Source organism: Shewanella sp. MBTL60-007 (assembly GCF_019654915.1).
GTDB lineage: Bacteria > Pseudomonadota > Gammaproteobacteria > Enterobacterales > Shewanellaceae > Shewanella.
The window spans coordinates 55798-68618 of sequence record NZ_BPET01000009.1; the positions used below are offsets into that span (position 1 = coordinate 55798).

Sequence of the window (12821 nt, forward strand, 5' to 3'; positions counted from 1 at the left end):
AACGACTGTAACTATATCGCTTGGTAAATTGCCTGAGCGAGCTCCAAATAACCAGCATCATTTAAGTGTATTGCGTCAGACTTTTTGCTAGGGCTCTTCAACAGACTACTTAAGGTATCCTCTATTAAAACCAGCTCATACTCTTCGGCTAATTCGGCGTAAATGGGGGAGGGAGAGAGGAACAAACTCTTTTGTGGTACTGCCACCAGTAACACAGGGATCTGCTTTGCCTGAGCCTGTTCAATCATATTAGCCAAATTCGCCTTAGTCTTATCCTGTGGCTGATTGCGAAGAAAGTCATTGCCGCCTTCAAGTAAGATCAATAGCTCTGGATCATGGCGTTCCAACAATGCACCTAAGCGCTGCTTGCCAGCGGATGTGGTTTCCCCTGAGATCCCGGCATTTATCACCTCATAACCACTGATCCCCGCAAGCTGACTCGGGTAATCCAACCCCTTGCTAGCCCCAACGCCGTAGGTCAGGCTATCGCCAAAGGCCAGCACCCGCGCATTTTCAGTTAACGGTGGAAGGCTAGGTCCTGAACAAGCTTGCAACAATAGAAAAGGCACAATAACCAATAGGCGTAATAAGCCAACTGCACGACTATTGGAGAAAAGCGGCTTCATGAGTCATCCTTATCGCTTAAAGTTCAAATTGGTATTAGCCAAAATAGCATAAAAAAAGCCAGACTCAAGGTCTGGCTTAACGTGTTAATCCATTAAGTTAAAATGCTTGGTAGCTAACACTAAAGAACAGCTCTCGACCTGGGCTAAAGTAGTTTTGATCCGAGATAATCTCTTCGTCAAACAGGTTGTTAGCTTTTAACCTTAGACTCCAAGCGTCATCAATTTGGTAGCCAAGGCTTAGATCTAACTTATGGTAAGCCTCTAAGAACTGCTCACTACCAGCATAGCGTTTGCCCTGATAATGATAGTTAGCGAGCAGATCGAACTGCTGCCAAGTATAGCTCAATAAATAGCTAAACTCGTTCTCACTGCGACCAATTAATTGCTCTCCTGTCTGGGTGTTCTCGGCATCCAGATAGGTATAGCCAAGCTGATGATCAAGCCCTAAAAGCTGATAATGAGCCGACAATTCTACGCCAGTGATCTTAGCTTCATTGATGTTGGCTGGCTTCCAAATATCCCAACCAAAGTCATCTTTTTCACCCGTTGGAGCCCAGGCGATCAAATTATCAATCTTATTTTGGAACACACTGATATAGGCACGAACTGCTTGGCTATCAAAATGCAGAGTTAAGTCGTAACTTTCAGCGGTTTCCGAGATCAGATCTGGATTACCTGAATCAGGCCAATACAGATCGTTAAAGGTTGGCGCTTTAAATGCTGTGCCCGTTGTCGCAGCTAGACGCCATTGCTCATTAAACTGATAGGCTAGGCTGGCATTATAGGAAACTTCGCTATCGATGTTTTCCACGTCATCGTAACGCACAGCGACTTCGGCTAGCAGCTTACTCCACTGCTTTTGGACTAATGCATAGGCTGCGAAGATATCGCGCTGATCTTGAGCATAATCGCCTTTTACCTGCTCGCTAGACCAATCGATGCCGCCAGTTAAGGTAAGGTCATCGGCCGCTAAATACTGGTTACTCCAGTTAACTTGATCCCGCGTAGTTTCGAATTCTGCAATGGCAACGCTTGCATCGTCACCACGGAAGTTTTCGTTATAATCCCGAGACTGACTCAGGGCTAACTTACTGGTAAATTTGTCATTGTTGTACTGACCCGCTAGGTTCCACAGGTAATTTTCATAGTCAGACTCATCGGCAGAACCCGATGCATAGATATCATCATATTGGGTATTGCCTTTATCGTACTGACCATTCCAAATCGCTTGCCAATGCGAGCCGATCTGCTGTGAACCTTTTAGTGAAAGTGCGTTGCGTTTATAACCGTCATCGTCATTTTCCACCTCGGCGCCATTGTAAACATCGTAGCCCTTGGATTGCTCATGGTTTAACGCTATGGTCGTGCTGCCATTTCCATGATCCATGCCCGCGCCAAATGAACCTCGAATATAGTCATCAGTGCCATATTCTGCACCAGCAAACCACTCTCCCCCTTTCAATTGACGAGTGAAGATCTGAATAACGCCGCCAATTGCATCACTGCCCCAAACAGAGGCTCTTGGGCCTTTAAGCACTTCGATACGCTCGATGTTCTCTGGCGAAAGCGTATTAAAACTCACTGTGCCCAGTGTTGCCGAGCCGACTTTAACACCATCAACCAGCACCAACACATGGTTGGAGTTGCTGCCACGAATACTTATAGAGGTCGCCTGCCCAGCACCGCCATTACGCGATACACTCACCCCAGGTAGGGTTTCCAAAACATCGGCAACAGATTTAGGGTTTAGACGTGCAATCTCTTCCCGTTCGATAGTATTGACTACCGTCAGCTGCTGCTCTGCCGTTCTATCGAAACGTGAACCGGTTACGGTGATCGTTTCATCAATGTTTGCCGAGGTGATATTGGTTTCTTCGGCCTGAGCCGAAAATGCTGATAAACTGATAAGACTGCTAACGAGCAGTGCGATTTTAGATGGTTGTGTTCCCATTTACCTTTGACTCCTAAAGGAAAACGGGGCAAAAACGTCACGGTGATACGCTCCAGATATGGAAAATTCCTCCATTAAACTGGTTCGTTCAATTGCCGCATTTCGAGATCTGCCCGCCGAAATCATCGAAATCACTTTGTTGGCCGGTCTCCGGACTTAGGTTCTGTATTACTGAGTAATACGCGAGTACAAGCTTTACAACGCCTATCCATTAAGGCGCACTCGTCTCTCACCATTCACCGTTGCGGGGGCAGTGTCAGATTCTAACTGACTTCCCGATTATCCCTAATACCAATCAATATAAGAAGTGGATCGACTCAGCGAGCAAACCTCTATTCCGATAGGTATAGGTTACAGCTGTAACCTAAGGCACCAATAAAGTTGACTAAAATACTCATTTTTATTCAAGTGTATACTTGTTATCTCTCAGAGCGAAAAAGCATCATCTCTGAGAGTGCGCGCATTATAGACGTCTATACGGTTAAATGTCTAACTTAACCGCCTGAGAAGGCCACCTTTATAGATGAAAAAAGTTGACCTTCAGCTTGAAAACTGTCGTTACACTGCTGCCTAGCATACAGCAAATACAATGTAGTCAGATGATGGTGCTGGTATTAACTCGCTTGGCGAGCTTCAATACGATTAAAGAATCCCCTGCTCCATAAGCTTGCCAATCCAACACTAGCCTCCTTATTTAACAAAGGCTTATATTGCCACCATTCATATAGTTTAAAAAAAACACAAAAAAGCACTTGCACCACTCGATTACATTTATAATCTTACATATAAATTACACTTGTAATCGAAGAGAATACCATGAAAGAGATCAGTAACGCCGAGCTGTGTGTACTCAATATCCTTTGGCAATCATCACCGATTAGCGCCAGTGAAGTCATTGAACAAGTATCTCAGCGCAATGACTGGCATGAGAAAACGGTTAAGACACTGCTGAACCGCCTCGTTAAAAAACAAGCCATTGGTTTTGAAAAGCAGGGCCGCTCCTACCTATACAGCCCTCTCATCAACCAGAGTGAGTACCAGCTAAAAGAGAGCGAGTCCTTTATCGAGCGTCTATTCTCAGGGCGGATAGCCCCCTTGGTGGCGGGTTTCGCAAAACAAAATAAGCTCAGTGCCGAGGATGTCGATGAGCTACAACAACTGATTGATACTTGGAAGAAGGATAACAAGTCATGATGCTATGGATGGCGCAGCAGACTCTTTTACTCTCGTTAGTGTGTGGTGGTTTACTGCTAAGTCACCGCCTATTACAGCAATACCTTGGCGCCCATAGAACTTACCACCTGTGGCTTGCCGTGCCCACACTGCTTATCAGCTCTGCGGTCGTTGCGCTTATGCCCTATGCGCTTAGCGCCATTCACGTCAATCAATTGGCCCATTACAGCGTATTAGCAAGCAAAGCTATCGCCACGGTACAGACGACAAATTACGCCGAACTTTTATTGTATATTTGGCTTTTGGGTATGACATTTATGGCCACAATGCTCGGCCTACAAGTTATCAGCTTAAGGCGATTGCTACGCACAGCAAGCCGAGTCCACAATATCCACGCCAAGCTGCCCACATATCAACACCCTAAGGTGCAGTCTCCTATGTTGGTCGGAATCAACAATGCCAAGATTTTATTGCCGACAAACTTTAAAAACCTGTCGCCAGGTGAACAAGCGGCAATCATTAACCATGAACAATATCACCATCAACGCCGAGACTTAATCAGTAACCTAGTGGCTTACTGCATCCTCAGCGCCTTTTGGTTTAACCCCTTATGCTGGCTGGCTTACCGACGTTTTAGGGACGATCAAGAGTTATCTTGTGATGCCCATGTCACCCAGCCATTAACTAAACCGCAAAAAATCAGTTATAGCCAGGTACTTTTAGCTTACTCGCAGCAAGCTCACCACGGCTTGCTACACACTCACTATGGAAATAAACAGATCCTCAAGGAACGTATTATGCAGATAAAAACCTCGCAAAAAGGTCAAAGTGGCTTAGCAATTATCGGCCTCACACTCTCTCTTGGTGTGAGCGGCCTGCTCTTAAATCAACAGGTACAGGCGGGCGCGCATGAACATGAAGCCGTTCACCCTGTAATCCGAATTGAACCTAAGTATCCAGTTCAAGCCGTTAACGCGAATCAAAATGGTTTTGTTCAGCTAAAGTTTGATATCAGCCCAAGCGGCGTAGTGAGCAATGTCAGCGTGATAAAGTCATCACCCGAAGCTGTGTTTGATGAATCAGCAATCAACGCACTTGAGCAGTGGCGCTATAAAGAATCAATCAAAGGACAAAAGGGCGCAAAGGTACAGCTCGACTTTATGATTGAGCCACCAGCGACCGATGTCGAGCGCATTAAAGTGACCCCTTAAAGCTTTGCTAGTGTGAAAGCTAACTTTAACAAAGCATAAAGTTAGCTTTCATATGCCTCTATTTAGCTTTAGATTGCATCGACATCTCGTCGACTAAACGATAAACCGTATAGGTGGTCGACTTAAAGTTATCCGACCAATCCTCTAGAAGCTCTTCCGCCTTCTCTTCACTTTTCATGTGCTTGGCCAATGCCTGAGCAAAAGTTTTCTCAGGTGGCGTCATTTCAGCGTAATTGCGATAGGGGATCACTAAACTTAAACCGCCCTTTCCACCGATCTTTTGCCCCCATGCCCATGAATATGGCCATTTCATCGCTTTGGCGCTGTCGCTCAGTTGTTTTTTTACCGCTGTAACTTCTTTCCATTGCCCCATCTTGACGCGATAATCCGTCACCGCAAAATAGCGGTAGCCCTTTTCCTCAGGCCAATTGCTATTGGCAAAGTCGACTCGAGAATAGAAGTGCTCATAGCGGCCAACATACTGATCCACATTGGCGTACCAATTTTCGAGGATCTTATTATCTGCCTGCCATTTTTGATAGGCATCAACATCCTTCCATTTTGTGCAACAGTAACGGACGATATAGCGGTCCATTCCGGTTCCTATTGCTGGGCGGTAGACTTTCCAGTCTCTGCTGTCACCTTTATCAATGCGAAATTGAACATGCTTTTTAAAGGCAGCCTCAAATTGTGCCTCCTGACCTGCATTTGGCGTCATGACCCAAACATCAGCTAATGCATCGGGCTTAACCTCGGCGGCTTGCAGTGCTGGCGTCAGGCTTAACAAGATAGCCAGGCTTAGGCCTAAACCTTTTAGAATAGAGTTTTTCATTACATCAATCCTTTTTAGTGAGTGATGCCGTTCTGGTTTACAGCAAACCAATCAAAACAAAAAGCAATCAAAAGAATATGGGACGTTGTAAAATAGAAAGGCGTAACAAAGCCTAGCAAGGATTGAGCAGTTATGCGGGACAAAGGCCAAAAAGCGAATGCACTGCATCCGCTTTTTATTAACGATTAAAGCTGGGCTAAAGCCGATCTCAACTTATCTTCCAGCTCAGGATTGCGAAGCACCTGCTTCTCCATATCGAAGTTATCGAAAAAGCTTGGAATAGACAGCGTTGCTTTTACATCAGCAGCAAAGTAAGGCGCCGAGCCCTCTGCCGCAGCTAAGACGCTGGCGGCACCACCAGGTCCTGGAGACGTTGCCAATAGTACCATGGGCTTGTTTTGGAACACCTTCATATCAATGCGTGATGTCCAATCAAACAAGTTCTTATATGCCGCCGTATAAGAGCCGTTATGCTCAGCAAAAGAGATAATAATGGCATCTGCCTCACCAATTTTGGCGAAGAACTTTTGTGCCAACTCCGGTTGACCCAGCTCCTCTTCTCTATCTTGACTATAGATAGGCATCTCATATTGATTAATATCGAGTATTTCAACATCTGCACCTTCCACTAATGAAGCGGCATAAGTGGCAAGCTGCTTGTTAATTGACTTAGAACTGCTGCTGGCGGCAAAGGCTAACAATTTCATAATTGGGCTCTCTTATGTCTGTTACTGCAGGCTATGCCTACAAAAGTATTTGATTCAGTTACCGCTACCATTAATGTGAAGATTAACTTTTGAGCGACAACCCGATGAAGAGCAGTGTATATTAGTTACCATTGGTTATTAATAACCTTAAAAGATAATAACTATTTCCATATAACTCTTAATCAGGCGCTTGATGTGATGATGAATAAACTGTTTGACGGTATCGTGATTTTTACACAGGTGGTTAAGAGTGGTGGTTTCTCGGCTGCTGCAGAGGTGCTAGGGCACTCCACCTCTTATGTGAGTAAAGAGGTCAATAAGCTAGAGGCGCGGCTCGGAGTGCGACTACTGAACCGCACCACTCGCTCTATCGGCTTAACTCCTGAAGGAGAGGCTTATTACCAACAATGTCTACAACTGATAAGCGATGCAGAGTTAGCTGTCGGCTTAATTACCCAACATGATGTCAGCCCCCATGGAGTATTGAGGATCAGCTGCCCAGTAGGATTTGCCCAAAATCATCTTAAGCCCGTGATCTCAGAGTATCTGCAGCGTTACCCCAATGTCAGTCTAGATTTAGACTTAAGTGATAAACGCACCGACGTCATCGCCGATGGCTACGACTTAGCGATTAGGGCGTCAGCACAGCTCGAAGAGTCTAGCCTCATCTGCCGTAAGATCTATAGCTGTAAAGCCTATACTGTGGCATCGAAAGAGTACATTTCACGCCACGGAAAGCCTCATCATCCCAGAGAGCTAGAGACCCATAACGGGATCTGTTACTCCAACCATAAACAGCCTAGCAAGTGGGACTATATAGACCATGACGGTAAGCATTTCACGGTTAATATTCGCCCGAAGATCCTCTGTAACAATGGTCACATGCAACTAAGCATGGCTTTGGCGGGCCACGGCATAACTCGCTTGCCGAGTTTCTACATGCAGGGAGCACTCGATAGCGATCAGCTTGAAATCTTATTTGACAAGTATCCCAGCGCCGACATCGATGTATTTGTGGTTTATCCAAGCCGCAAACATCTGTCCCCTAAAGTCAGAGCCTTTATTGATCTGGCTGCCGAGCGCTTATCAGCTAGCGATATAAAGGGAGGAGATAAATAGCTAGAAGTGTTAACCTTTATGGCTAATTTTTAAATGTATTACTTTAAAGTTAATTGCTGAGGAACTTATAATTAATCAGCCTTCTTCCCCCCATGGCAAAGTCACATTGAGCCAAGGCGCATTCTTTGGGGATCAAACAACTTAGGTGAATTGTGTGCTAAAGAAAATTCTTACAATGACCAGCTCAACCCAGATGTTAGTGGCCATGTTTGTCGGCTTTGGTGTCGGCCTGTTTTTCGGCGAATCCGTTAGCTGGATGGGTACCATTGGTACGAGTGTCATTCTATTGATGCAGATGACGGTACTGCCCTATATCGTGGTATCGCTGGTTGGTGGTATCGGCAAACTCCAAAAGAGTACTGCTAAGCTTATCTTCAGTCGCGCAGGCCTTATCATGTTACTGCTCTGGCTGTTAGCCATCGTCATGATCGCCTTAATGCCGCTCTCTTTCCCCATTATCGAATCAGCCTCCTTCTTTAGTACCAGCAGTATCGAGCCAGTTACCCCTATAGACTACTTTAAGCTATATATTCCCTCGAACCCTTTTGAGTCGATGGCCGATGGTTATGTACCAGCTATGGTCGTATTTAGTATCGCCATGGGACTAGCGCTGATTGGCATGCAGGGAGAAAATAAACAGCAAATACTGACCTTTATGCACACCAGCTCTGAGATCTTCTCGCGCATCACTCAAGGCCTAGTCAAAATTCTCCCTATCGGTATTTTTGCCATGTCGGCCTCTGCTGCTGGTACCATGGGCGTAGATGAATTTGCCAGCATGCAGGTTTACCTGATCAGCTATTTTGTGCTGTGTTTACTGCTAACCTTCTGGGTGCTGCCGTGGATTGTCGCCTCGCTAACGCCGATCACTTTTGCCCAGGCGCTACGAATTTCAAAATCCAGCCTAGTCACCGCCTTTGCCACGGGTAACATCTTCATTGTCATCCCAGTGATTGTCGAAGAGTGTAAGCAGGTTATGCGCGAGCACGATGACCTCTGTGAAGACGGTGCCACCTTGATAGAGATTTTGGTACCGATCGCCTTTACCTTCCCCAATATAGGTAAGCTCACGGTTATCATGTTTGTCTATTTTGCCGGCTGGTTTAACGGCACCCCTGTGGATGTCGCCAGCATTCCCTCACTGTCGATAAGTGGCCTGTTAGCGCTATTTGGCAGCGTGTATGTGGCGATTCCCTTTATGCTGGACCTAGTTAAACTGCCCGCCGATCTGTTCCAACTGTTTGTGATGTCTGGCTTTATCACAGGCAAATTTAACTCCATCGCTGCGGTAATGAACCTGTTCGTACTCACCTTACTGACCGCTTCGCTATTTCAAAAATCACTCAAGCTACGTCCGCCACAGTTGCTCAAAATGGGGATAGGGATTGGTACCAGCGTATTGTTAACCTTGATTGTTTGCCGTGTCGGCATGGGAATGTTTATTCACAGCCCTGAGATCACCAGCGGCGTGATAGCCAATATGCAGGTGGCCGACAAAGTGCCGACCAAAGTTAATCGACAGTTCCCAGTGCTTGGACAAACACCGACGACACCGATCCGCGGCGTACAAGCCATCAGAGATGCTGGCACCCTCAGGGTCGGCTATATTCCCAGCAACGTGCCCTTTAGTTACTACAATAATGCAGGTAATCTCGTCGGCTTCGATACCGCAATGGCCACTAAACTTGCCGAAGACTTAAAGGTCAAAATCGAATTTATCCCCTTTAGAAAAGACCAGTTAGCCGCATCGCTGAAGGCCGGTTTCTTCGATATTGCCATGTCTGGCCTCGCCATGGATATCGAGCAGATGGACGCCCTTAGCTATGCCAATCCCATCCTCGAACTCAACCTTGCCATCGCAACTCGAGATCATCTGGTGAACGACTTTAAGAGCAACGAGAAAATTAAAGAGATGCGCAACATGACTATCGCCTATGTTGAGCATAGCGATGCGATTGAGGAGGCCAAGCTTTTCGCCCCTCATCTGAAGTTTGTAAAAATAGAGGGCTACAAAGACTTCTTTAGACAGAAGAAGCACAAATATGATGCCGTGGTCATTAGCGCCCAAGCTGGATCGGCTTGGACCCTGTTCTTCCCCGGTTACGGTATAGCCTTACTGGAAAATAATGCCCATTACCCAGTCGCCTATGCCGTGGCACAATCGAACCAGTCGCTGCTTAACTACATCAATAACTGGCAGCGCTTACGTAAGGTCGATGGTACTCAAGAAGGCATTTACGATTATTGGATGCTAGGCAAAGGCGCAGAAAAGGTGCAGCCGCGCTGGTCTGTCATCCGCGATGTACTGCACTGGGTGGATTAAGCTCCTAGTCGTTAAAACTGTGGCCTGATAACGTTTAAAAGCCCTTAATCTCTAGTAGGTTAAGGGCTTTCTATCTTAAGCTTTCGACTGCGGCGTTGGCGTTGACAGTCGGTTCACCTCGACATCAGTAAGGTAGCGCCAGTTACCCACAGTAACATCTAAGTTTAAATCACCAATCTGCTCTCGGTGTAAGCCGTTAACGCGATTGCCTACCGCAGCAAACATGCGCTTCACCTGATGATATTTGCCCTCGGTAATGGTGAGTAACACCTCTTTTTCAGTCACCACTTTAAGTATTGCAGGCAAGGTAAGTGCTTGCTCATTCTGTAGTTGCAGGCCATGCTTAAACCGTGCAATCATATCAGCCGCCTCATCCCCTCCAATCGGATCTCTTAGGGTGACGCGGTAGGTTTTTTCACACTGCTTATCGGGGCGAATAATATCAAATGACCAGCGGCCATCGTCGGTCAACAGAACAAGCCCCGTGGTATCGGCATCGAGTCGCCCAACAATATGCAGGTCCTCCACTCTTTCAATATCGATACAGCGAAACAGGCTTGGGTAATCGCCATCGACATTGGAGCTAAGGGTATGGATTGGTTTGTGTAACATAATATAGCGTGAAGGCCTTGCGACTAACCGCAGCCCTCGGTAGAGCACCTCATTGCTTTCATGTACCTGAAAGCGCACATCAGTTACCACCCCGCCGTTAACGCTAATCTCACCGCGATCGATGCACTCACTCGCCTGATGACGGTTAAGCTCGGTACTCTTACAGATAAATTTATCTAAACGCATATCTCATTTTAATCGCTTTCCGCTATAGCTGAATTATCGCAAGTGGCAGAAATTGCACAAGCTCTCATTTAAAAATGCCCGCATTCTTAGAGGTTCAGCTGTTAAGCGAGCACGATTTCAGGCACAATACCCGGCTAAGAAAAGGCATAAAAAAGCCTATTTACTTTGTCGTAAACGCTTAGGAACCCACAATGACGCAGATCACCCTACTTACCCCTGACGATTGGCACTTACATTTTCGCGATGGCGATATGTTACAAGAAACCGTTCCTGCAACGGCGCGCCTGTTCCAACGTGCGATTGTGATGCCTAACCTTTTACCACCTGTTACCGATGCGAAGATGGTAACTGAGTATCGTGAGCGTATTTTGGCGGCGCGACCAGCGGGTTCGACTTTTGAACCGCTAATGACTATCTTCTTGACCAACAACACCACAGAGCAAGACATCATCGATGCCAAAGCTGCTGGCGTTGTGGCAGCAAAGCTATATCCAGCAGGTGCGACAACTAACTCAGATGCAGCAGTCAAAGCCCTCGACGCGCTATTCCCTGTATTTGAAGCGATGGCTAAGCACGGTATGTTGCTACTGGTTCACGGTGAAGTGACCGAATCACATATTGATATTTTCGACCGCGAAGCCATGTTCATCGAGCGCTACCTAGCACGTATCGTAGCTTCGTTCCCAACTCTTAAAGTGGTATTTGAACACATCACCACTAAAGACGCGGCTGACTTTGTGATGTCAGCAGCCGATAATGTGGCGGCGACTATCACTCCACAGCACCTACTGCTTAACCGTAATGATTTACTCGTTGGCGGCGTTCGCCCACATAACTTCTGTCTGCCCGTGCTTAAGCGCAGTACCCACCAAGAAGCGCTTCGCGCTGTGGTCGCAACGGGTTCAAGTAAGTTTTTCTTAGGCACCGACTCAGCGCCACACGAGAAACACCGTAAAGAATCGGCTTGTGGCTGCGCTGGTTGTTATAGCGCTTGGAGTGCACTAGAGCTGTATGCTCAGGTCTTTGATGACTTAGGTGCGCTAGATAAGCTTGAAGGCTTTGCCAGTAAGCATGGCCCTGATTTTTACGGCCTGCCGCGCAACACAAGTACAGTTACCTTAGTAAAAGAGAAGTGGACTGTACCAAGCGAGATAATCTTGCCAAACGGTAACCCTATTGTGCCGTTCTTCGCCGGTGAAGAGGTTAACTGGAAAGTAAAAAACGCTTAAGCCTTTAAGCTAAAAAATAAGAAGCCCGCTAATGCGGGCTTCTTTTATGGGAAATTGCAAAGCTATTCACGCCCTAGAGCCTCACCTAATGGCTCAAAGTAGTTAATCAACGCATTGAAGATCTGCGCTCTGTGTTCAAAGGTCGGGTAGCCACCCGCATCAAACAGGGGCGAGGTTAAGGTCTCGTCCACAAGGTAGGGGTTAGTGATCTCCGGGTAAGACTCGATGCAGGACTCAAACGCCCGCGCCATCAGCTCGGTTGGCCGCGAAAAATACTGAGTACCATATTGCTTATCCAGTGCAATGGCGCGGCTAACATAATCATGTCCCTCATCACCATTCTCATTGAGCATACTCACCTCAAAGACACGCTCTAAACGCTGATTAAGAGGATGCTTAATTGGTTTAACATCGGCAAGCCAGCTGTGGCTGGCAAACGAGATCCCGTTAGGCGAAGTATGAAAAGATTTAGATGCAATATAGTGATCAAACGCGTGCCAAAACTCATGTGCCAATGCGCCCGCTCCGGCATTTTTAGCCAGTGCAAGCTCACGCCGCTGCGGAGCATAATGGGCTTGCACGCCTTTTTGGCCGCCACTGCCAAAGGCAAGGTTTAAGGTTTCCCTTAACCCCAGTGCCTTGGGGGGCAGTTTTAAGATAAAAGCCAAGTCAGCTAGCGAGTCAAAAATCAGATTAGCAGCCTTATCGCGCTCCTCATCCTCGACCCACTTACCCAAGCGAATATGACCTAGGCCAAATACCTGTTTAATATCGACAAAAGTCACCTGCTCGTCGAAGCGGTAATCGGGGCCAATGCGGCGATAGGACTTAGACTTTAACACTGATCCTTCC

At 46.7% G+C, this 12821-nt stretch carries 11 protein-coding genes and 1 riboswitch; of the genes, 5 read left to right on the forward strand and 6 right to left on the reverse strand.

Annotated elements, in window-relative coordinates; genetic code table 11:
- Window positions 1–11: 11 nt before the first annotated feature.
- Both K5Q92_RS04755 and K5Q92_RS04760 read right to left on the reverse strand, forming a co-directional pair.
- Entirely contained in the window at window positions 12–626 is a 615-nt protein-coding gene (locus tag K5Q92_RS04755; protein ID WP_220767906.1) for an arylesterase, read from the reverse strand.
- Between the two features lie 97 nt (window positions 627–723).
- Window positions 724–2577, reverse strand: coding sequence for a TonB-dependent receptor domain-containing protein (locus K5Q92_RS04760; RefSeq protein WP_220767907.1), 1854 nt, complete (start codon window positions 2575–2577; stop codon window positions 724–726).
- A 123-nt stretch (window positions 2578–2700) separates the two neighbouring features.
- Window positions 2701–2888: riboswitch (cobalamin riboswitch) on the reverse strand.
- 505 nt (window positions 2889–3393) lie between these two features.
- Here K5Q92_RS04760 and K5Q92_RS04765 point away from each other — a divergent pair.
- A complete protein-coding gene (locus K5Q92_RS04765; protein ID WP_220767908.1) occupies window positions 3394–3771 on the forward strand; it encodes a BlaI/MecI/CopY family transcriptional regulator in 378 nt (125 codons plus the stop codon).
- Entirely contained in the window at window positions 3768–4961 is a 1194-nt protein-coding gene (locus K5Q92_RS04770; RefSeq protein ID WP_220767909.1) for a TonB family protein, read from the forward strand. The genes K5Q92_RS04765 and K5Q92_RS04770 overlap by 4 nt, the downstream gene beginning before the upstream one ends.
- Before the next feature lie 58 nt (window positions 4962–5019).
- Here K5Q92_RS04770 and K5Q92_RS04775 read toward each other — a convergent pair whose 3' ends face one another.
- On the reverse strand, window positions 5020–5793 hold the full coding sequence (locus tag K5Q92_RS04775) for a hypothetical protein (RefSeq protein ID WP_220767910.1): 774 nt from the start codon (window positions 5791–5793) through the stop codon (window positions 5020–5022).
- Window positions 5794–5978: 185 nt separating this feature from the next.
- A complete protein-coding gene (locus K5Q92_RS04780; RefSeq protein WP_220767911.1) occupies window positions 5979–6500 on the reverse strand; it encodes an NADPH-dependent FMN reductase in 522 nt (173 codons plus the stop codon).
- 201 nt (window positions 6501–6701) lie between these two features.
- Here K5Q92_RS04780 and K5Q92_RS04785 point away from each other — a divergent pair, with 201 nt between their 5' ends.
- Together K5Q92_RS04785 and K5Q92_RS04790 are read left to right on the forward strand one after the other, a co-directional pair.
- Complete coding sequence (locus K5Q92_RS04785; protein WP_220767946.1) at window positions 6702–7619, forward strand: LysR family transcriptional regulator; 918 nt, start codon at window positions 6702–6704, stop codon at window positions 7617–7619.
- A gap of 175 nt (window positions 7620–7794) precedes the next feature.
- Window positions 7795–9942, forward strand: a complete 2148-nt coding sequence (locus tag K5Q92_RS04790; RefSeq protein ID WP_259649496.1) for a cation:dicarboxylate symporter family transporter — start codon at window positions 7795–7797, stop codon at window positions 9940–9942.
- Between the two features lie 75 nt (window positions 9943–10017).
- Here the strand turns inward: K5Q92_RS04790 and K5Q92_RS04795 are convergent, their stop codons facing one another.
- On the reverse strand, window positions 10018–10740 hold the full coding sequence (locus K5Q92_RS04795; protein ID WP_220767913.1) for a pseudouridine synthase: 723 nt from the start codon (window positions 10738–10740) through the stop codon (window positions 10018–10020).
- Between the two features lie 191 nt (window positions 10741–10931).
- Here K5Q92_RS04795 and pyrC point away from each other — a divergent pair, with 191 nt between their 5' ends.
- Window positions 10932–11969: a dihydroorotase gene (pyrC, locus tag K5Q92_RS04800; RefSeq protein ID WP_220767914.1), complete on the forward strand. Its 1038-nt coding sequence runs from the start codon at window positions 10932–10934 to the stop codon at window positions 11967–11969.
- A gap of 62 nt (window positions 11970–12031) precedes the next feature.
- Here pyrC and K5Q92_RS04805 read toward each other — a convergent pair whose 3' ends face one another.
- Window positions 12032–12811, reverse strand: a complete 780-nt coding sequence (locus tag K5Q92_RS04805; protein WP_220767915.1) for a CLCA_X family protein — start codon at window positions 12809–12811, stop codon at window positions 12032–12034.
- Window positions 12812–12821 lie beyond the last annotated feature (10 nt).

What these genes read in the sequence shown, in the direction of transcription:
- K5Q92_RS04755 (WP_220767906.1), bottom strand. Translation starts at nt 626, where the DNA reads ATGAAGCCGCTTTTCTCCAATAGTCGTGCAGTTGGCTTATTACGCCTA.
- K5Q92_RS04760 (WP_220767907.1), bottom strand. Translation starts at nt 2,577, where the DNA reads ATGGGAACACAACCATCTAAAATCGCACTGCTCGTTAGCAGTCTTATC.
- K5Q92_RS04765 (WP_220767908.1), top strand. Translation starts at nt 3,394, where the DNA reads ATGAAAGAGATCAGTAACGCCGAGCTGTGTGTACTCAATATCCTTTGG.
- K5Q92_RS04770 (WP_220767909.1), top strand. Translation starts at nt 3,768, where the DNA reads ATGATGCTATGGATGGCGCAGCAGACTCTTTTACTCTCGTTAGTGTGT.
- K5Q92_RS04775 (WP_220767910.1), bottom strand. Translation starts at nt 5,793, where the DNA reads ATGAAAAACTCTATTCTAAAAGGTTTAGGCCTAAGCCTGGCTATCTTG.
- K5Q92_RS04780 (WP_220767911.1), bottom strand. Translation starts at nt 6,500, where the DNA reads ATGAAATTGTTAGCCTTTGCCGCCAGCAGCAGTTCTAAGTCAATTAAC.
- K5Q92_RS04785 (WP_220767946.1), top strand. Translation starts at nt 6,702, where the DNA reads ATGAATAAACTGTTTGACGGTATCGTGATTTTTACACAGGTGGTTAAG.
- K5Q92_RS04790 (WP_259649496.1), top strand. Translation starts at nt 7,795, where the DNA reads ATGACCAGCTCAACCCAGATGTTAGTGGCCATGTTTGTCGGCTTTGGT.
- K5Q92_RS04795 (WP_220767913.1), bottom strand. Translation starts at nt 10,740, where the DNA reads ATGCGTTTAGATAAATTTATCTGTAAGAGTACCGAGCTTAACCGTCAT.
- pyrC (WP_220767914.1), top strand. Translation starts at nt 10,932, where the DNA reads ATGACGCAGATCACCCTACTTACCCCTGACGATTGGCACTTACATTTT.